The organism is Streptomyces sp. TOM-9 (assembly GCF_056858595.1).
Map to the genome: position 1 here is coordinate 3,813,517 of NZ_JBXEQB010000001.1, position 19,131 is coordinate 3,832,647.

General features: G+C 72.9%; 18 protein-coding genes and 1 tRNA gene. 12 read left to right on the forward strand and 7 right to left on the reverse strand.

Annotated features, from left to right (window positions below; all coding sequences use genetic code 11):
• Window positions 1–336: 336 nt before the first annotated feature.
• Window positions 337–999: a response regulator gene (locus AC1VWI_RS17735; RefSeq protein ID WP_499511989.1), complete on the forward strand. Its 663-nt coding sequence runs from the start codon at window positions 337–339 to the stop codon at window positions 997–999.
• Window positions 996–2,180, forward strand: a complete 1,185-nt coding sequence (locus AC1VWI_RS17740) for a sensor histidine kinase (protein ID WP_499511990.1) — start codon at window positions 996–998, stop codon at window positions 2,178–2,180. Before AC1VWI_RS17735 ends, AC1VWI_RS17740 begins: the two co-directional genes overlap by 4 nt.
• A 17-nt stretch (window positions 2,181–2,197) precedes the next feature.
• Here the strand turns inward: AC1VWI_RS17740 and AC1VWI_RS17745 are convergent, their stop codons facing one another.
• From AC1VWI_RS17745 to AC1VWI_RS17755, 3 genes are read right to left on the reverse strand one after another with little or no spacing between them, the layout of a single operon-like run.
• Window positions 2,198–3,079, reverse strand: coding sequence for an acyl-CoA thioesterase (locus AC1VWI_RS17745; RefSeq protein ID WP_499511991.1), 882 nt, complete (start codon window positions 3,077–3,079; stop codon window positions 2,198–2,200).
• 31 nt (window positions 3,080–3,110) lie between these two features.
• Complete coding sequence (locus AC1VWI_RS17750; RefSeq protein ID WP_499511992.1) at window positions 3,111–4,268, reverse strand: acyl-CoA dehydrogenase family protein; 1,158 nt, start codon at window positions 4,266–4,268, stop codon at window positions 3,111–3,113.
• A 38-nt stretch (window positions 4,269–4,306) separates the two neighbouring features.
• Entirely contained in the window at window positions 4,307–4,930 is a 624-nt protein-coding gene (locus tag AC1VWI_RS17755; RefSeq protein ID WP_499511993.1) for an SACE_7040 family transcriptional regulator, read from the reverse strand.
• 141 nt (window positions 4,931–5,071) lie between these two features.
• On the opposite strand from AC1VWI_RS17755, the gene AC1VWI_RS17760 reads away from it, so the two are divergent.
• The 6 genes from AC1VWI_RS17760 (at window position 5,072) to glmS (ending at window position 13,058) form a co-directional block, all read left to right on the forward strand.
• The gene (locus AC1VWI_RS17760; RefSeq protein WP_499511994.1) at window positions 5,072–6,700 is read left to right on the forward strand and encodes a carboxyl transferase domain-containing protein; all 1,629 of its coding nucleotides are present in this window, start codon (window positions 5,072–5,074) and stop codon (window positions 6,698–6,700) included.
• A gap of 22 nt (window positions 6,701–6,722) precedes the next feature.
• The gene (locus tag AC1VWI_RS17765; protein ID WP_499516841.1) at window positions 6,723–8,723 is read left to right on the forward strand and encodes an acetyl/propionyl/methylcrotonyl-CoA carboxylase subunit alpha; all 2,001 of its coding nucleotides are present in this window, start codon (window positions 6,723–6,725) and stop codon (window positions 8,721–8,723) included.
• Window positions 8,723–9,676, forward strand: coding sequence for a hydroxymethylglutaryl-CoA lyase (locus tag AC1VWI_RS17770; RefSeq protein WP_499511995.1), 954 nt, complete (start codon window positions 8,723–8,725; stop codon window positions 9,674–9,676). The genes AC1VWI_RS17765 and AC1VWI_RS17770 overlap by 1 nt, the downstream gene beginning before the upstream one ends.
• An 8-nt stretch (window positions 9,677–9,684) precedes the next feature.
• Entirely contained in the window at window positions 9,685–10,851 is a 1,167-nt protein-coding gene (locus tag AC1VWI_RS17775) for an acyl-CoA dehydrogenase family protein (RefSeq protein ID WP_499511996.1), read from the forward strand.
• Window positions 10,852–10,924: 73 nt separating this feature from the next.
• Window positions 10,925–11,200 carry a hypothetical protein gene (locus AC1VWI_RS17780; protein WP_499511997.1) on the forward strand — a complete coding sequence of 92 codons (276 nt, stop codon included), beginning with the start codon at window positions 10,925–10,927 and terminating at the stop codon, window positions 11,198–11,200.
• A 43-nt stretch (window positions 11,201–11,243) separates the two neighbouring features.
• Entirely contained in the window at window positions 11,244–13,058 is a 1,815-nt protein-coding gene (glmS, locus tag AC1VWI_RS17785; protein WP_499511998.1) for a glutamine--fructose-6-phosphate transaminase (isomerizing), read from the forward strand.
• A 73-nt stretch (window positions 13,059–13,131) separates the two neighbouring features.
• Here glmS and AC1VWI_RS17790 read toward each other — a convergent pair whose 3' ends face one another.
• Both AC1VWI_RS17790 and AC1VWI_RS17795 read right to left on the reverse strand, forming a co-directional pair.
• Entirely contained in the window at window positions 13,132–13,728 is a 597-nt protein-coding gene (locus AC1VWI_RS17790; protein ID WP_499511999.1) for an acetate uptake transporter, read from the reverse strand.
• Window positions 13,729–13,835: 107 nt separating this feature from the next.
• On the reverse strand, window positions 13,836–14,357 hold the full coding sequence (locus tag AC1VWI_RS17795; RefSeq protein ID WP_499512000.1) for a universal stress protein: 522 nt from the start codon (window positions 14,355–14,357) through the stop codon (window positions 13,836–13,838).
• Window positions 14,358–15,071: 714 nt separating this feature from the next.
• Between AC1VWI_RS17795 and AC1VWI_RS17800 the strand changes: the two genes are divergently transcribed.
• The 3 genes from AC1VWI_RS17800 (at window position 15,072) to AC1VWI_RS17810 (ending at window position 17,379) form a co-directional block, all read left to right on the forward strand.
• On the forward strand, window positions 15,072–16,598 hold the full coding sequence (locus tag AC1VWI_RS17800) for a helix-turn-helix domain-containing protein (protein ID WP_499512001.1): 1,527 nt from the start codon (window positions 15,072–15,074) through the stop codon (window positions 16,596–16,598).
• 5 nt (window positions 16,599–16,603) lie between these two features.
• Window positions 16,604–17,215 (forward strand): oligoribonuclease, encoded by a 612-nt coding sequence (gene orn, locus AC1VWI_RS17805; protein WP_499512002.1) that lies wholly within the window; start codon window positions 16,604–16,606, stop codon window positions 17,213–17,215.
• A 91-nt stretch (window positions 17,216–17,306) separates the two neighbouring features.
• Window positions 17,307–17,379 (forward strand) — tRNA-His (locus AC1VWI_RS17810).
• Window positions 17,380–17,457: 78 nt separating this feature from the next.
• Here the strand turns inward: AC1VWI_RS17810 and AC1VWI_RS17815 are convergent.
• On the reverse strand, window positions 17,458–17,967 hold the full coding sequence (locus AC1VWI_RS17815; RefSeq protein ID WP_499512003.1) for a flavoprotein: 510 nt from the start codon (window positions 17,965–17,967) through the stop codon (window positions 17,458–17,460).
• A gap of 67 nt (window positions 17,968–18,034) precedes the next feature.
• Window positions 18,035–18,244 carry a hypothetical protein gene (locus AC1VWI_RS17820; RefSeq protein ID WP_499512004.1) on the reverse strand — a complete coding sequence of 70 codons (210 nt, stop codon included), beginning with the start codon at window positions 18,242–18,244 and terminating at the stop codon, window positions 18,035–18,037.
• Window positions 18,245–18,352: 108 nt separating this feature from the next.
• Between AC1VWI_RS17820 and AC1VWI_RS17825 the strand changes: the two genes are divergently transcribed.
• Window positions 18,353–19,129, forward strand: coding sequence for an isocitrate lyase/PEP mutase family protein (locus tag AC1VWI_RS17825; protein ID WP_499512005.1), 777 nt, complete (start codon window positions 18,353–18,355; stop codon window positions 19,127–19,129).
• Window positions 19,130–19,131: the final 2 nt, after the last annotated feature.

Here is a 19,131-nt window from a genome sequence, read left to right on the forward strand (position 1 = left end):
CCCGAGGGGGCGCGGCCCGCCACTCCCGACGGGCCCCGGGCCGCCGTCCTTCCGGCGACCCGGGGCCCGATGTCGACAGGCCGGGACCTTCGCCCCCGCCCTTGGTCCGCGACATGAGAACCCCCGTTCCCCGTGGGCCCCCGTTTTCCCCCGTAGGCCCCCGTTTCCCCCGTCGACCGACGGGCACGGCCGCCCGGACATGCGACCCGGCGGCGTGCTCGTTACGATCGCCGTCGATTCTTCCGGTCCGGCGCCGCCGGTGGATCAGCCCCGGGATGGAGTTCGCAGTCCACCCTCGGGTGGAGTGGAAGGCCGTCCGGAGAAAGGCGCGGGATCGTGATACGGGTCGTGATCGTCGACGACGAGACACTGGTCAGGACCGCCCTGCGGCGCATCCTGGAGTCCGCGGGCGACATCGGGGTGGTCGCGGACTGCGACAGCCGCACGGCACTGGCCGCCGTCCGCGCGCGCAGGCCCGACCTGGTGCTCCTGGACACGGTGATGCCGGAACCCGACGGGCTGACCGTGCTGCGGGCCGTACGTGCGCTGCCCGATCCGCCGGCCGTCGCGATGCTCACCGGATTCGACACCAGCGCCCACATCACCGCCGCCATGCGCGCGGGCGCGACCGGCTTCCTGCTCAAGGACACGGCGGTCGCCACCCTCATCGACGCCGTCCGCGTGCTCGCCTCCGGCGGGACGGTCTTCACGCCCACCGTCAGCCGCGCCGTGGTCGACGGCTTCCTGGGCACGGCCGACGCCCAGGAGGCCGACCCCGCCGGGGCGCCCCTGGACCGGCTGACCGGACGGGAGCGGGAGGTGCTGCTGCTGGTCGCCGGGGGCCTGTCGAACCTGGAGATCGCCGAGCGGCTGCACATCACCGTCGCCACGGTGAAGGACCACGTCCGCGCCCTGCTGCGCAAGCTCGACGCGCCGAACCGGGTGTCACTGGCGATCCTGGCGCACCGGGCCGGGCTCTCGCCGGGGAGCGCCGCGTGAGACTCCCCCGGGCCGCCGTCGACGGGTGCCTGGTCGCCGTCGCGGCGACCGAGGCCTGGGCGACCCGTTCCCTGGGCGGTCCCCTCGCGCTGTCGGCGGCGTACGTGGCCGCCGGCGCCCTCGTGCTGCGCCGCCGGCTGCCGCTGACGGTGCTGCTGGCGACGCTGCCCGCCCTGTCGCTGGGCTATGTGTGGCTGGCCCCCATGGCCGCGCTGTACACGATCGCCGCCGACGGCGGCGCCCTCACCGTGGCCCGCGCCCGGCGGCTGCTGCGGCGGGGGCCGCAGCCGCTCCCCGGCCGGAGGCGGATCCCGCCGCCCATGGTGGTGACGCTGGGCAGCGCAGCGGCCGTCGCCTTTGTGTCGTTCTTCCCCTGGCCGTGGATCGGGGAGGTCGACTGGGCCCCCGCGGCGACCGTGCTCGCGGTGCTGCTGTCGGCGCTGCTCGCCGTGGCCCCGACGGCGCTGGGGCTGCTCGCCGCGTCACGCCGTGAACTCGCGGCGCGGCTCGCCGAACTGGCGGAGAGCCGGGAGCGGGAACGGCGGCTGGCCGCGGAACGGGCGGTGGTGCGGGAGCGCACCCGGCTCGCGCGGGAGATGCACGACACCGTGGCCCACCACATCAGCCTGATCGCCGTGCAGTCGGGCGCGCTGGAGGTGACCGCCCGGGACGAGGAGGCACGGGCCGCGGCCGGTACGGTGCGGCAGCTCAGCCGCGACGCCCTGGACGAACTGCGGCACATGGTGGGGCTGTTGCGGATGCCGGTGGCGGTGGGCGGCGAGGACGCCGGCCCGGGCCTCGCGGAGCTGCCCACGCTGCTCGCCGCGGCCGGGCCGCAGGTGCACGGCGACCTGCCCGGCCTGGGCCGGCCCGGGTGCCCGCCGCCGGTGCAGCACGCGGCGTACCGCACCGTGCAGGAGGCCCTGACCAACGTGCGCAAGCACGCTCCCGGCGCGCGCACCGAGGTGACCGTACGGCTGGCCGCCGACGCGCTGCACGTCGCGGTGCGCAACGCGCCGTGCGGCGGGGGCGCGCCCGGCCCGGCGCTGCCGTCCGGCGGCCACGGCCTGACCGGGCTGCGCGAGCGCGCCGCCCAGCTGGGCGGCACCCTGGACGCGGGTCCGGAGCCGGACGGCGGCTTCCTGGTGCGGGCGACACTGCCGCTGGCCGCGGACCGGTGACCCGGTGACCCGGCGGCTCAGTCCCGCGGTACGCGGACCACGCCCTCCTGGATGACGGAGACGGCGAGCCGCCCGTCCTGGGTGTAGATGCGCGCCGTGCCGAGCCCGCGCCCGCCGGAGGCCGAGGGGCTCTGCTGGTCGTACAGCAGCCACTCGTCGGCGCGGAACGGCCGGTGGAACCACATGGCGTGGTCCAGGCTGGCGCCCACCACGTCGCCGACCGCCCAGCCGCCGCGCCCGTGGGCGAGCAGCACGGAGTCCAGCAGCGTCATGTCCGACACGTAGGTGGCGAGGCAGACGTGGAGCAACGGGTCGTCGGCGAGCTTCCCGTTGGTGCGGAACCACACCTGGGAGCGGGGCTCACGCGGCCCGGCCCCGGCGGCGAGGAAGGGCGGGGCGTCGACGTAGCGCAGGTCGACGGCGGCGCGCGCCTCCAGGAGGCGGTCCACGACCGAGGGGTCGGGGAACCGGTCCCTGTGCGGCCGCAACAGCTCCTCGCCGGTGGGCAGGCTCTCCGGGTCGGGCGCCGGCGGCATCGGCTCCTGGTGCTCCAGCCCGTCCTCGTACGTCTGGAAGGACGCGGACAGGTGGAAGATCGGCTGCCCGTGCTGCACCGCGACCACCCGGCGGGTGGTGAAGGAGCGGCCGTCGCGGATGCGGTCGACCTGGTAGACGATCGGCGCGCCCGGGTCGCCCATGCGCAGGAAGTAGGCGTGCAGGGAGTGGGCGTCGCGTCCTTCCGGGACCGTGCGCCCCGCCGCGACCAGCGCCTGTGCGGCGACCTGGCCCCCGAAGACGCGGGGGACGACGGCGGGGCGGCTGGCGCCGCGGAAGATGTCCTGCTCGATCCGCTCGAGGTCGAGGAGATCGAGCAGGGACTGCAGTGCGTGGTTGGTCACGTGTGTCTCTCGGGGTCGGCGGACCGTCCGGTCACAGCCCCATCGACTTGGCGATGATCGACTTCATGACCTCGCTGGTGCCGCCGTAGATGCGGTGCACGCGGTTGTCCGCGTACAGGCGGGCGATCGGGTACTCCAGCATGTAGCCGTAGCCACCGTGCAGCTGGAGGCAGCGGTCGATGACCTTGGCCGCGGTCTCGGTGCAGAAGAGCTTGGCGCGCGCGGCGTCGGCGGCGGTGAAGTCGCCGAGCTCGTGGGCCTCCAGGGCGCGGTCGACGACGGCCTGCATGGCGTCGACGTCGGAGGCGCACTCGGCGAGCACGAACTTGGTGTTCTGGAACTCCGCGACGCTCTTGCCGAAGACCTTGCGGTCGCGCACGTACTGGGCCGCGAAGCGGACGGCGGCGTCGGCCTGGGCGTAGGAACCGAAGGCGATCGCGAGGCGCTCGACCGGCAGGTTGTGGGCGAGGTAGGAGAAGGCCTTGCCCTCCTCGCCGAGCAGGTCCTCGACGGGGACCTTGACGTCGGTGAAGGACAGCTCCGCGGTGTCGGAGGTGCGCAGGCCGATCTTCTCCAGCTTGCGGCCGACGGCGTAGCCCTCGCTCGTGGTGTCGACCGCGAGGATCGACAGACCGCGGCGGCGGTCCTCCGGGGTGGCCGGCGAGGTGCGGCAGACGACGAGCACGCGGTCGGCGACCACGCCGCCGGTGATGAAGGTCTTGGCGCCGTTGAGGACGTAGTGGGTGCCGTCCTCGGAGAGCTTCGCGGTGGTGGTCATGCCGGCCAGGTCGGAGCCGGTGCCGGGCTCGGTCATGGCGATGGCGGTCATCATGTCGCCGCTGATGAAGTCGGGCAGCCAGCGCTTCTTCTGCTCCTCGTTGGCGAACTCCAGGAGGTACGGGAGCACCAGGCCGGTGTGCACGCCGCTGCTGCCGAAGCTGACGCCGGCGCGGGCGCACTCCTCGGTCACCACCGCACTGAACTTCCAGCCCGTGATGCCGGCGCCGCCGTACTCCTCGGGCACCTCGATGCCGAAGATGCCCAGCTCGCCCAGGCGCCGGTAGAAGTCGCGGGGCGGGTACCCCGCCTCCTCCCACTCGGGGTAGACGGGCACGACCTCGTTGGCGATGAAGTCCCGGATCGTCTCCCGGAAGGCCTCGTGGTCCTCGTTGAATACCGTGCGACGCACTTGGCGCCTCCTCTGCACACTGGGCGATAAGCAAGCGCTCAGTAAGTTACTTCCCGGTTGTGCGCGCTGTCCAGAGCGGCAAAGGCGCCCAGGGCCAGCCGGTGCAGCAGCACGGCGGTCGCCGCGCGGCCGGGCAGCCCCCCGTGCGGGCCGAGGTGCGGGGTGGAGTTGAGCAGGCCGAAGACGGCGTGCACGGCCGCGCGGACCTCGGGCTCGGCCGCCCCCGGGTGGACCTCGCGGACGACCGTGACCCACTGCTCGACGTACTGCCGCTGCAGTTGGCGCACGAGCTTGCGGTCGGAGTCGCGGAGCCGGTCCAGTTCGCGGTCGTGGAGGGTGATCAGCGCCCGGTCGTCCAGCGCGAAGTCGATGTGCCCGCGGACCAGGGCGTCCAGCGCGGCGGCCGCGCCGTCGGCCTCGGCCACCCGCATGCGGCCCGCGGAGTGCAGCCGGCCGCTGATCCCGACGAGCAGCTCGGCGAGCATCGCGTCCTTGCCCGCGAAGTGCCGGTACAGCCCGGGGCCGCTGATGCCGACGGCCGCCCCTATCTCGTCCACGCCGACCCCGTGGAACCCGCGCTCGGCGAAGAGCCGCGCGGCCTCCCTCAGGATCTGGTCGCGCCTGCCGCTGGCCGCCTTGGCCGCCGTCCTCGTGGGCTCCACACCGCACCTTTCCGCGAGGCGTCCGGTCTGCGGATGCCCCCCGCCATCTCATCGTCCTACCATTCTAGACAGCCGTGTTAACGACCGCTAACGTGGTCGACAACACGTTAACGACCGCTAACTCCTCCGGGGGCCCGTGACATGGAAGCACCCGTCCTCGCCAGCGCCGCGGATCCGGCGAGCGAGGCCTACCGCGCCAACGAGAAGGCGCACGCCGAGCTGTCCGCGCGGCTGCGCGAGAAGCTCGCCGCCGCCGCGCTCGGCGGCGGCGAGAAGGCCCGCGCCCGGCACACCGCGCGCGGCAAGCTGCTCCCCCGCGACCGCGTGGACGGGCTGCTCGACCCCGGATCGCCCTTCCTGGAGCTCGCCCCGCTGGCCGCCGACGGCATGTACGACGGCCAGGCCCCGGCCGCCGGCGTCGTCGCCGGGATCGGCCGGGTCGCCGGCCGCGAGGTCGTGATCGTCGCCAACGACGCCACCGTCAAGGGCGGCACGTACTACCCGATGACGGTCAAGAAGCACCTGCGCGCCCAGGAGATCGCCCTGGACAACCGGCTGCCCTGCGTCTACCTGGTCGACTCCGGCGGCGCCTTCCTGCCGAAGCAGGACGAGGTCTTCCCCGACCGCGACCACTTCGGGCGGATCTTCTTCAACCAGGCCACCCTGTCCGCGCGCGGCATCCCGCAGGTCGCCGCCGTCCTCGGCTCCTGCACGGCGGGCGGCGCCTACGTCCCCGCGATGAGCGACGAGGCGGTGATCGTCCGCGGCCAGGGCACGATCTTCCTGGGCGGCCCGCCGCTGGTGAAGGCCGCCACCGGCGAGGTGGTCACGGCCGAGGAGCTCGGCGGCGGCGAGGTGCACTCCCGCACCTCCGGCGTCACCGACCACCTGGCCGAGGACGACGCCCACGCGCTGCGCATCGTGCGGAACATCGTGGCGACCCTGCCCGCCCGCGGCGCGCTGCCGTGGACGGTCGGACCCGTCGAGGAGCCCGCCGTCGACCCGGCCGGGCTCTACGGCGCGGTCCCGGTCGACTCGCGCACCCCCTACGACGTCCGCGAGGTCATCGCCCGCCTCGTCGACGGCAGCCGCTTCGCGGAGTTCAAGGCCGAGTACGGCACGACGCTGGTCACCGGCTTCGCCCGGATCCACGGCCACCCGGTCGGGATCGTCGCCAACAACGGCATCCTGTTCTCCGAATCGGCCCAGAAGGGCGCGCACTTCATCGAGCTGTGCGACCAGCGCGGCATCCCGCTGCTCTTCCTGCAGAACATCTCGGGCTTCATGGTGGGCCGTCAGTACGAGGCGGGCGGCATTGCCAAGCACGGCGCCAAGATGGTCACCGCGGTGGCCACGACCCGGGTGCCCAAGCTGACCGTGGTCATCGGCGGCTCCTACGGCGCGGGCAACTACTCGATGTGCGGCCGCGCCTATTCGCCGCGCTTCCTGTGGATGTGGCCCAACGCCAAGATCTCCGTCATGGGCGGCGAGCAGGCCGCCTCGGTGCTGGCCACCGTCAAGCGCGACCAGATCGAGGCAGCCGGCGACACCTGGGCGGCGGAGGACGAGGAGGGCTTCAAGGCCCCCATCCGCGCCCAGTACGAGGAGCAGGGCAACGCCTACTACGCGACGGCCCGGCTGTGGGACGACGGGGTCATCGACCCCCTGCAGACCCGCCAGGTGCTGGGACTGGCCCTGACCGCGTGCGCCAACGCGCCGATTCCGCAACGCGATCCGCAGGCGCCGGGCTTCGGCGTCTTCCGGATGTAGGGGGAGCACTCAGATGTCAGCGATGTTCGACACCGTCCTGGTGGCCAACCGCGGCGAGATCGCGGTCCGCGTCATCCGCACCCTGCGGCGGCTCGGGATCCGTTCGGTCGCCGTCTTCAGCGATGCCGACGCCGGGGCCCGCCATGTGCGCGAGGCCGACACCGCCGTGCGCATCGGCCCGGCGGCGGCGTCCGAGAGCTACCTGTCGATCGAGCGGCTGCTGGAGGCGGCCGCCCGCACCGGCGCCCAGGCCGTCCACCCCGGCTACGGGTTCCTCGCCGAGAACGCCGCCTTCGCCCGTGCCTGCGCGGATGCGGGGCTCGCCTTCATCGGGCCGCCCGCCCGGGCCATCGAGCTCATGGGCGACAAGATCCGCGCCAAGGAGACCGTCCGCGAGGCCGGGGTCCCGGTGGTGCCGGGCAGCAGCGGCAGCGGGCTCACCGACGAGCAGCTGACGGCCGCCGCCCTGGAGATCGGCACCCCCGTGCTGCTGAAGCCCTCCGCGGGCGGCGGCGGCAAGGGCATGCGCCTGGTGCGCGACACGACGCTGCTCCCCGAGGAGATCGCGGCCGCCCGCCGCGAGGCGCGCGGCTCCTTCGGGGACGACACCCTGCTGGTGGAACGGTGGATCGACCGTCCCCGGCACATCGAGATCCAGGTGCTGGCCGACGGCCACGGCAACGTGGTGCACCTCGGCGAGCGCGAGTGCTCCCTGCAGCGCCGCCACCAGAAGGTGATCGAGGAGGCCCCCTCGGTCCTGCTGGACGAGGCGACCCGGGCGGCCATGGGCGCCGCCGCCGTGCAGGCCGCGCTGTCCTGCGGCTACGTCGGCGCGGGCACCGTGGAGTTCATCGTCCCGGGCGCCGACCCGTCCGCCTACTGCTTCATGGAGATGAACACCCGCCTCCAGGTCGAGCACCCCGTCACGGAACTGGTGACCGGGCTGGACCTGGTGGAGTGGCAGCTGCGGATCGCCGCGGGCGAGCGGCTGTCCTTCGGACAGGACGAGGTCGCCCTGACCGGGCACGCCGTCGAGGCCCGGATCTGCGCCGAGGTGCCCTCGCGCAACTTCCTGCCGTCGGCGGGCACCGTGCTGGCGCTGGACGAGCCCGTCGGCGAGGGCGTGCGCGTCGACTCCGGGCTCAGTGCGGGCAGCGAGATCGGCACGTCCTACGACCCGATGCTCGCCAAGGTCATCGCGTACGGCCCCGACCGCCCGACGGCGCTGCGCCGGCTGCGGGCCGCCCTCGCCGGGACGACCGTGCTGGGCCTGGAGACCAACACCGGTTTCCTGCGCCGCCTCCTGGCCCACCCCGACGTCGTCTCCGGCGAGATGGACACCGGCCTGATCGACCGGGAGCTGGCGGGCCTGGTGCCCTCCGAGGTTCCCGTCGAGGTGTACGCGGCGGCCGCGCTGCTGCGCCACGCCGCCCTGGAACCGGTGGCGGCCGACGGAGCCTGGCGGGACCCCTTCTCCGTGCCGAGCGGCTGGCGGCTCGGCGGGGAGCCCGCCTGGACCGACCACTGGCTGCGGGTACCCGGGGGCGAGGCCGTGCGGGTCCGCGTCCGCGGCGGCGCCCCGCAGGCCGAGGTGCGGATCGGCGAGGCCCCCGCGGTGCGCGCCCGGCTGCTCCCCGGCTCCGGGCAGCGGATCACCGTCGAGTGGGACGGCGTCACGCACGCCTTCGACCACGCCGGCGACTGGCTGGGCAGGGACGGCGACGGCTGGCGCCTGCAGCCGTACGACCCGGTCGAGGCCGCGCTGCGCGGCGCGGCCGGGGCGGGCGGGGTGGACACCCTGGCCGCGCCCATGCCGGGCACGGTGACCGTGGTCAAGGTCGCCAAGGGCGACGAGGTCACCGCCGGCCAGAGCCTGCTCGTGGTGGAGGCGATGAAGATGGAGCACGTCATCACCGCCCCGCACAACGGCACCGTCACCGAGATCGACGTGACCCCGGGCAGCACCGTCGCGATGGACCAGGTGCTCGCGGTCGTCGCCCCGCACCAGGAGGAGGCCGGGTGATGGCCGTCGAGCGAACTCCCGGGCTGCCCATGTCCGTGCCGCTGGACGGGCTCCCGCGGCGGGTGCGCATCCACGAGGTCGGCGCACGCGACGGGCTGCAGAACGAGAAGGCCACGGTGCCCACGGAGGTCAAGGCGGAGTTCGTGCACCGCCTGGCCGACGCCGGGCTGACCACCATCGAGGCGACCAGCTTCGTGCACCCCAAGTGGGTGCCCCAGCTCGCCGACGCCGAGCAGCTGATGCCGCTGCTGGACGACCTGGGCGACGGGATCCGGCTGCCCGTGCTGGTGCCCAACCAGCGCGGGCTGGAGCGGGCCCTGGCCCTGGGGGTGCGCGAGGTCGCCGTCTTCGGCAGCGCGACCGAGTCCTTCGCGAAGGCCAACCTCAACCGCACGGTCGACGAGTCGCTGGAGATGTTCGCTCCCGTCGTCGCCGCCGCCAAGGAGGCGGGGGCGAGGGTGCGCGGCTACCTGTCGATGTGCTTCGGCGACCCGTGGGAGGGCCCCGTGCCCGTCCCGCAGGTGGCCGCGGTGGCCCGCCGGCTCCACGACCTGGGCTGCGACGAGCTGAGCCTCGGCGACACCATCGGCGTCGCCACCCCCGGCCACGTCGTGGCGCTGCTCGACGCCCTGACCGGCCTGGACGTGCCCGTCGAGCGGCTCGCCGTCCACTTCCACGACACCTACGGCCAGGCACTGTCCAACACCCTGGCCGCCCTCCGGCACGGCGTGGGCGTCGTCGACGCCTCCGCCGGCGGCCTCGGCGGCTGCCCGTACGCCAAGAGCGCCACCGGGAACCTCGCCACCGAAGACCTGGTCTGGATGCTCGACGGCCTCGGCGTCGAGACCGGGGTCGACCTCAGCCGCCTCACCGCCACCAGCGTGTGGATGGCGGAGCAATTGGGCCGACCGAGCCCGTCCCGTACCGTCCGCGCCCTCTCCCACCAGGAGTGACCACAGCCATGACGACCGCCCACCGGCTCCCCGCCGAGTACGAGGAACTCCGCCGCACGGTGGAGGAGTTCGCGCACGACGTCGTCGCGCCGAAGATCGGCGAGTTCTACGAGCACGACGAGTTCCCCTACGAGATCATCCGCGAGATGGGCCGCATGGGCCTGTTCGGCCTGCCCTTCCCCGAGGAGTACGGCGGCATGGGCGGCGACTACTTCGCCCTCTGCATCGCCCTGGAGGAGCTCGCCCGGGTGGACTCCTCCGTGGCGATCACCCTGGAGGCGGGGGTCTCGCTCGGCGCCATGCCGGTCTTCCGCTTCGGCACCGAGGAGCAGAAGCGGCAGTGGCTGCCCCAGCTGACCTCCGGCGAGCAGCTGGGCGCCTTCGGGCTGACCGAGCCGGACTGCGGCTCCGACGCCGGCGGCACCCGCACCACGGCCCGGCTGGACGAGGCGACCGGCGAGTGGGTGATCAACGGCACCAAGAGCTTCATCACCAACTCGGGCACCGACATCACCTCGCTGGTCACGGTCACGGCCGTCACCGGCCGCAAGGAGGACGGCCGCCCGGAGATCTCCTCGATCATCGTGCCCTCCGGCACCCCGGGCTTCACCGTGTCGAAGAAGTACAGCAAGGTCGGCTGGAACGCCTCCGACACCCGCGAGCTGTCCTTCTCCGACTGCCGCGTGCCGGCCGCCAACCTGCTGGGCGAGCGGGGCCGGGGCTACGCCCAGTTCCTGCGCATCCTGGACGAGGGCCGGATCGCCATCGCGGCGCTGGCCACCGGTCTGGCCCAGGGCTGTGTGGACGAGTCGGTGGCGTACGCCAAGGAGCGCACCGCCTTCGGCCGCCCGATCGGGAGCAACCAGGCGGTCGCCTTCAAGCTCGCCGACATGGAGATGCGCGCCCACACCGCCCGGCTGGCCTGGCGGGACGCGGCGTCCCGGCTGGTCGCAGGGGAGCCCTTCAAGAAGGAGGCGGCGATGGCCAAGCTCTACTCCTCGGAGATCGCGGTCACCAACGCCCGCGAGGCCACCCAGGTGCACGGCGGCTACGGCTTCATGAACGAGTACCCGGTCGCGCGCATGTGGCGGGACTCCAAGATCCTGGAGATCGGCGAGGGCACCAGCGAGGTGCAGCGCATGCTGATCGCGCGCGAGCTCGGCCTTCCGGCGTAGTTTTCGCCACTTCCCTGCCCGATATCGGGCAGAAATCTTGCGATCAGCCTCCTCCTTCCCTCACTATCGACCGGTGCTCGAACGCCGGACGACACATGACGACCTCGTCGACCACCTGGTGCGGACCACGCCGCTGCAACGCGGTGAGGCCGCCCGGGTGGTCCTCGACATCCTGGCGTACTTCGACGAGACGGCCGAGGACTTCGTACGGCGCCGCCACCGGGAGCTGCAGGCCAAGGGTCTGCAGAACGCGGAGATCTTCGAACAGATCACGGCCGAGCTGCCGTACCGGGCGGTCACCCCGCCCGGGTACTCACTGCGGCAGCTGCGCCGCATCGTCTACGGCTGACAGCGAGACCGGGCCGCCTCGAGCGACCGGGAGGGACGGAAACATGTGTGGAATCGTCGGCTACATCGGGAAGCGTGATGTCGCCCCGCTGCTGCTGGAGGGCCTGCAGCGGCTGGAGTACCGCGGTTACGACTCCGCGGGCATCGTGGTCGCCGGCAAGTCCGGCGGGCTCAAGGCCGTCAAGGCCAAGGGCCGGGTCCGTGAGCTGGAGGCACGGGTCCCCAAGCGCTTCGCCGGCACCACCGGCATAGCCCACACCCGCTGGGCCACCCACGGCGCCCCCAGCGACGAGAACGCGCACCCCCACCTCGACACCGAGGGCAAGGTCGCCGTCGTCCACAACGGGATCGTCGACAACGCCGCCGAGCTGCGCGCCAAGCTGGAGGCCGACGGTGTGGTCTTCGCCTCCGAGACCGACACCGAGGTGATCACCCACCTCGTCGCCCGCTCCCAGGCCGAGTCCCTGGAGGAGAAGGTCCGCGAGGCGCTGAAGGTCATCGAGGGCACGTACGGCATCGCCGTCATGCACGCCGACTTCCCCGACCGGATCGTCGTGGCCCGCAACGGCTCGCCGGTGGTCCTCGGCATCGGCGAGAAGGAGATGTTCGTCGCCTCCGACGTCGCCGCGCTGATCTCCCACACCCGCCAGGTCGTCACCCTCGACGACGGCGAGATGGCCACCTTGAAGGCCGACGACTTCCGCACCTACACGACCTCGGGCACCCGCACCACGGCCACCCCCGAGACCGTGGAGTGGGAGGCCGCCTCCTACGACATGGGCGGTCACGACACGTACATGCACAAGGAGATCAGCGAGCAGCCCGACGCGGTCGACCGCGTGCTGCGCGGCCGGATCGACGACAAGTTCTCCACCGTGCACCTGGGCGGCCTGAACCTCGACGCCCGCGAGGCCCGCGGCATCCGCCGCGTGAAGATCCTCGGCTGCGGCACCTCGTACCACGCCGGGATGATCGGTGCCTCGCTGATCGAGGGCCTGGCCCGCATCCCCGCCGACTCCGAGCCGGCCTCCGAGTTCCGCTACCGCAACCCGGTCGTGGACCCCGACACCCTCTACATCGCCGTCTCGCAGTCCGGTGAGACGTACGACGTGCTGGCGGCCGTCCAGGAGCTCAAGCGCAAGGGCGCCCGCGTCCTCGGCGTGGTGAACGTGGTGGGTTCCGCGATCGCCCGTGAGACCGACGGCGGCATGTACGTCCACGCCGGCCCCGAGGTCTGCGTCGTCTCCACCAAGTGCTTCACCAACACCGTCGTCGCCTTCGCGCTGCTCGCCCTGCACCTGGGCCGCATCCGCGACCTGTCGGTGGCCGACGGCAAACGGATCATCGAGGGCCTGCGCAGGCTGCCCGAGCAGATCCAGGAGATCCTCACGCAGGAGGAGGACATCAAGAAGCTGGCGGCCGAATACGCGGAGGCCAAGTCGATGATGTTCATCGGCCGGGTGCGCGGCTACCCGGTGGCGCTGGAGGCGTCCTTGAAGCTGAAGGAGATCTCCTACATCCACGCCGAGGCCTACCCGGCCTCCGAGCTCAAGCACGGCCCGCTGGCCCTGATCGAGCCCGCGATGCCGACGGTCGCGATCATCCCGGACGACTCGCTGCTGGAGAAGAACCGCGCCGCGATGGAGGAGATCAAGGCCCGCAGCGGCCGGATCCTGGCGGTCGCGCACCAGGAGCAGGCGAAGGCGGACCACACGATCGTCGTCCCGAAGAACGAGGACGAGCTCGACCCGATCCTGATGGGCATCCCGCTCCAGCTGCTGGCCTACCACACGGCGCTGGCCCTGGGCCGGGACATCGACAAGCCGCGCAACCTCGCGAAGTCCGTGACGGTCGAGTAGCCGACGGCCCCGGCACGCACGAGGCCCCCCGCGCCGAAGGGCGCGGGGGGCCTCGCCGTTGCCTCCCCGGACGTCAGGCCGCGTGCCCGCGGTGCGGCATGGCCAGCCGCCAGCCGTCGGCGAGGGCGCGCCTGCCCCACGTGGCGTTGGTGAGCAGTGCGGTCCCGCCGTACCAGGCGACCGCGCCGGCCGCGAGGCCGACCCAGCCGGCCGCCTTGCCGAGGCCGCTGTTGGAGGCGAGCGCCGCGATGCCGGACAGGGCCGTGGCCACGGTCAGCAGCCCGAAGACCGCCTGTGCCACACCGCCCATCTGCCACGCGGCCATGGTCAGGCTGAGCGCCAGCAGCGCCCACAGGAGCATGAAGAGCCCGGCGGCCTCCTTGCTCGCGCCCGCGCCGGACCCCGCCGACCAGGTCACCCAGAAGGCGCCCAGTGAGGCGAAGGCGGTGCCGGTGAAGCCGTTGCCACCGTAGAACTCCCACATGCCGGCGACGAATTGCGTGACGCCGCCGACGACCAGCGCGAGCCGCGCGGCGTCCGCCGCCGCGGTGTTGTCGAATACGCCGGTGCTGAGCAGCCCGTAGGCGATCAGCGTCAGGCCGAGTGTCAGATATCCCAGAGCCGTAGCACCGGCTCCTGCCGTGCGCGCCGTGGAGACGTCGTTGTCCACCGCGGGCCCCCTTCGTGTACGAGGGAAGAAACTGCTGATGAGATACCCTTCACAAGGGCACAAGCAATCCTGCGGAGGCCGTATTCACGGCGGCGTGCACCGAATCGTTATGGAATGACCACGACAGGCCGCTGGGCACGCCGCGCGAGCCGTCCGGCGACCGACCCGAAGATCTTGCCGATGATCCCGTGCGTCCCACCCACCACGATGGCGTCGGCCTCGTACTCCCGGCCGACCTCCTCCAGCTCGTGGCAGATGTCGCCGCCGCGCTCGACCAGGATCCACGGGACCTCCGACAGGTGGTCGGCGCAGGCGAGTTCCAGGCCGAGCACCTCGGTGCGGTGGTCGGGGACGTCGACGAAGACGGGCGGCTCGCAGCCCGCCCACACGGTCGCCGGGAGCCGGTTGGCGACGTGCACGATGATCAGCGCCGAACCGGACCGGCGTGCCATGCCGATGGCGTACGCGAGGGCCCGTTCACTCGACACGGAGCCGTCGAAACCGACGACCACGCCGTGCCGGAAGGCGGGATCACAGGAAGTGCGCGGCTCGCAGGCCGCCTCCGGGACCGCCGCCGATTCGGCGAGCGGCTTTCCGTCGGCGGGCTCGGGGAGCTCGTAACCGGCCATGATGCGGTTTCTCGGCAAGGTCGGCGCCGGGAGCGCCGAGTGGGCGGACAACAACAGTGCGGGGGCCGCGGGACCGGCCTGATTTCGACCGGTAAGGGGCTGCCCTTCCCGCTGACTCCAGAGTACGGCGACTGTGGGCCCCTGCACAGATGCGCAGACACCCTCACAGCGTCCCCCTACCCCGGAGTTTCCAGGAGAATGCCGGAGCCGGCCGCCGAGCGCAACGCCCCGCCGCCAATCGGACAAGTCACCTCGCGCCCGGCCCTCTCCCGCTGTCCGCCTCCGGCCATATCCGGAATCGTCCTCCCGGCCGTGCGAGGCACAGGGGGCGCACTCGTTCTCCGGCCACACAAGGGGCGTACGACGGAGCGCTGACCAGGGGTGCGTACAGGACTTCCCATCATTTTCGGCCAACTTCCCTATGGGCAGGGGGACTTGGGATCATGTGCCACAACCCCCGCCGCCACCAGGGCGGAAGCGGAATGAGGGGGCGCACGGGCGTTGTGCGCCGGTCCCCCTCGCGGAAGGCACACTTCACGAGGGGAACGCTTCGTGATCGAATGCTTCACGCCACGTGGTCATGTCGACATACCGGCAGGTGGTGAACTTGCCACTGCGGGTACAGCGGAACCAGTAGATTCGATCTTGAGTGACAACGGCGGGGGACCCGTGCAGGACCGAGAGGACCAGACGACCGAGGGGGGCTTGAGCTCCATGACACAGGAGTCCAGGACCGGCACCATGGCGGAGATCCAGTCGGCCGCCGGCATGTCCACCGCACCGTCCGCGTCGACGGGGGCACCGGGCGTCCCGCACGTCCCGGGAGCGTCCGGCGTCCCGGTGAGCACCTCCGTTCCGTCAGGCCCGGCCGGCCCGTCCGCCACCACCCAACAGGGCCGTGGACCGCGCAAGTTGTCGGCTCGACGCCGTCAGGAGGTCGTCGCCGTACTGCTGTTCAGCGGCGGCCCCATCTTCGAGAGCTCGATCCCGCTCTCCGTGTTCGGCATCGACCGCCAGGACGCGGGTGTGCCGCGCTACCGGCTGCTGGTCTGCGCCGGTGAGGACGGCCCGCTGCGCACCACCGGCGGGCTGGAGTTGTCGGCCCCGTACGGGCTGGAGGCGCTGTCGCGGGCCGGCACGGTCGTCGTGCCCGCCTGGCGCTCGATCTCGCAGCCGCCGCCCGCCGAGGCGCTGGACGCTCTGCGCCGCGCCCACGAGGAGGGCGCGCGCATCATCGGGCTGTGCACCGGCGCCTTCGTGCTCGCCGCCGCGGGGCTGCTGGACGGCCGCCCGGCCACCACGCACTGGATGTACGCGCCGACCCTCGCCAAGCGCTACCCCTCCGTCCACGTCGACCCGCGCGAGCTGTTCGTCGACGACGGCGACGTCCTCACCAGCGCGGGCACCGCCGCCGGCATCGACCTGTGCCTGCACGTCGTACGCAGCGACCACGGCGGCGAGGCCGCCAACGCGCTCGCCCGCCGGCTGGTCGTGCCGCCGCGGCGCGGCGACTGGGGCGGCCAGCCCCGGCACCTCGACCGCTCTTTACCGGAGGAGATCGGCGGCGATCCGCTCGCCGAGGTCGTCGCCTGGGCGCTGGAGCACCTGCACGAGCAGTTCGACGTGGAGACCCTCGCCGCCCGCGCCTACATGAGCCGCCGCACCTTCGACCGCCGCTTCCGCACGCTGACCGGCAGCGCGCCCCTGCAGTGGCTGATCACCCAGCGCGTCCTGCAGGCCCAGCGGCTGCTGGAGACCTCCGACTACTCCGTGGACGAGGTCGCCGCGCGCTGCGGCTTCCGCTCGCCCGTCGCGCTGCGCGGTCACTTCCGCCGCCAGCTCGGTTCCTCCCCCGCCTCGTACCGGGCGGCCTACCGGGCCCGGCGCCCGCAGGACGACCCGGACCCCTCGCTCGCCGCCGCCCGGGAACCACGCGGCGGCGAGGCGGCCGGCGGCCCGGTGCCGGCCCCGCGCCGCAGCCCCGTGCCCACCGCCACCGCGGACCGCGGTCACGGCGGGGTGCTGCAGATCGCGGGACAGGCCGGTCCCGGCGGTGGCCCGGGCACGGCGAAGACCGACGCCGAGCCGCCCTACGCGACGCGCATCCCGGAGCAGCCCGGCAGCCGTTTCGACGCCCGCGAGCCGCACGGCGCCCGGCGGCCGCGCGGTGACCGGGACGGCCGTGACGGACGCAGCCGCAGCGCGACTATGCCTGCTCCGCGGGATCGCCCCGTAGGGTGAGACGTATGAACGACCGGATGGTGTGGATCGACTGCGAGATGACCGGGCTCTCCCTGGCCCAGGACGCTCTGATCGAGGTGGCGGCGCTCGTCACCGACTCGGAGCTCAACGTGCTCGGCGAGGGGGTGGACATCGTCATCCGTCCGCCGGCCGAGTCACTGGAGAGCATGCCGGAGATCGTCCGCACGATGCACACCACCTCCGGCCTGCTGGAGGAGCTCGACGGCGGGGTGACGCTGGAGGAGGCGGAGAAGCTGGTCCTGGACTACGTCCGCCAGTACGTGGCCGAGCCCCGCAAGGCGCCGCTGTGCGGGAACTCGGTCTCCACCGACCGCGGTTTCCTCGCCCGGGACATGCCCACGCTCGAGCAGCACCTGCACTACCGCATCGTGGACGTCTCCTCCATCAAGGAGCTGTCCCGGCGCTGGTACCCGCGCGCCTACTTCGCCAGCCCCGAGAAGAACGGCAACCACCGCGCCCTCGCCGACATTCGCGAGTCCATCGCGGAGTTGCGCTACTACCGCGAGGCGGTCTTCGTGCCCCAGCCCGGGCCGGACACCGACACGGCGCGTTCGATCGCCGCGAAGTACGTCCTGCCTGCGGAAACCTCGGACTGAGCGACCCACGGAAAACGTGGCAGCGAGCACCCCTCCGGACCCTGTACACTTTTTCTCGGCCGGTGGGAAGCAGTAGGAATCACCGGTCATGGTGGGTGTAGCTCAGCTGGTAGAGCACCTGGTTGTGGTCCAGGATGCCGCGGGTTCGAGTCCCGTCACTCACCCTCACCAGGGAACGCCCGGTCTGCGGAAGCGGACCGGGCCTTCCTCGTCCCCGGGCGCTCGTGACCCCGGGCGGCGGGTCAGCCCGCGACCGCCTCGGCGGCGGCGAGCGCCGGCTGCCAGGGGTACTCCGGGCCGGATCCGGCGTCGCCGAAGAGCACCGTGACCCCGGCGGCGCGCAGGGTCTCCAGCGAGCGCTCGTACTGCGGGTGCTGCATGAGCGCCGCGTTCACGGACGGCATCGCCACCATCGGGACGCGCTTGCCGATGCCCTCGGCGAGGGTGCCGGCCACGAACGTCTCCGTCAGGCCCAGTGCCCACCCGTTGATCGTGTTGAAGGTGGCCGGGGCCACCAGGATCACGTCGGCCGGGGGCCAGACCTCGGGCCGGCCGGGCAGCGGGTACTCGTGGCGCACCGGGCGGCCGGTCAGCGCGGCCAGTCCGTCCAGGCTCGGCTCCAGCCAGCGGGCCGCGGTGGGCGTCAGGCCGAGGCAGACGTCCCAGCCGCGCACCTGGGCGTCCTCGATGACGCGCGCGACGTCGAAGACGGAGGGGGCGGCACCGGCGAAGAGGTAGAGGGTCCGAGTCATGCGGACCACCCAATCGCGGGAAGTGGATCTTACGCAACCGTACGGAGGACCGGACGTCCGGAGGGCCTCACGGGGCCCAGTGGTACTTGCCCCCGCCGAGCCAGCGCACGGCCTGGGGGTCGTCGAAGTCGACGTGCTCCCGCCCGGCGTCGAGGGCGATGCGGACGACGTCGAGCAGGTCATGGGCGATGCCGACGGGTTCCCCGTCGATCTGCACGATGCGGAAGGGCGGATCCCCTGCCTGGACGGGGGACACGACGATCGGGGTGGTGCTCACCCGTCCAGCTTGCGGCACCCCGGCGCCCGGCGCACCCGAAGTGGCCCTGCCGCACGACGGGTGAATGGCCCTCGGCGAGTCCGGGCCCGCGCTCGTAGCGTGGAGGGCATGAGCACCGAGCCTTCCCGTACGGCCCTCGCCTCTCGACTCCGCGCCCTGCACGTGCCGGGCGACCCGCTGGTCCTGCCGAACGTCTGGGACGCCGCCTCGGCGCGTGCCGTGGCCGACGCGGGCTTCCCGGCGGTCGCCACCGGGAGCGCGGCCGTGGCGCCCGCCCTGGGCTACCAGGACCAGGAGGGCACGCCCGCGGACGAGATGTGCGCCGCGGTCGCCCGCATCGCCCGTGCCGTCCCCGTGCCGGTGACCGCCGACATGGAGCGCGGCTACGGGCTGCCGCCCGCGGAACTGGCGGAGCGGCTGGCCGCGACCGGCGCCGTGGGCTGCAACCTGGAGGACACCGACCACCGCACGGGGCTGCTGGCCGACCCCGGGGAGCAGGCGGCGTACATCGCCGCCCTGCGCGCGGCGGCCCCGGAGCTGGTGATCAACGCCCGGACGGACTGCTTCCTCCGCGGCGGCGGCGCCCCCGCGCAGCGGCTGGCGGACGCGGCGGGCCGGGCACGGGCGTACCTGGAGGCGGGCGCGGACTGCGTCTACCCGATCGGGGCGCTGGACGAGGCCACCGTCCGGGCCGTCGTCGAGGCCGTGGACGGCCGCCCGGTCAACGTGCTGTCCCGGCCGGGCGGGCCCTCACCGGCCCGTCTGGCGGAGCTGGGGGTGGCGCGGATCAGCTTCGGCCACCAGCTCCACCAGATGGTCCAGCGGTACTTCTCCGGGCTCCTCGCGACCGTGGCGCGCGGGGACAGCCCCTTCCCCGAGAACTGACG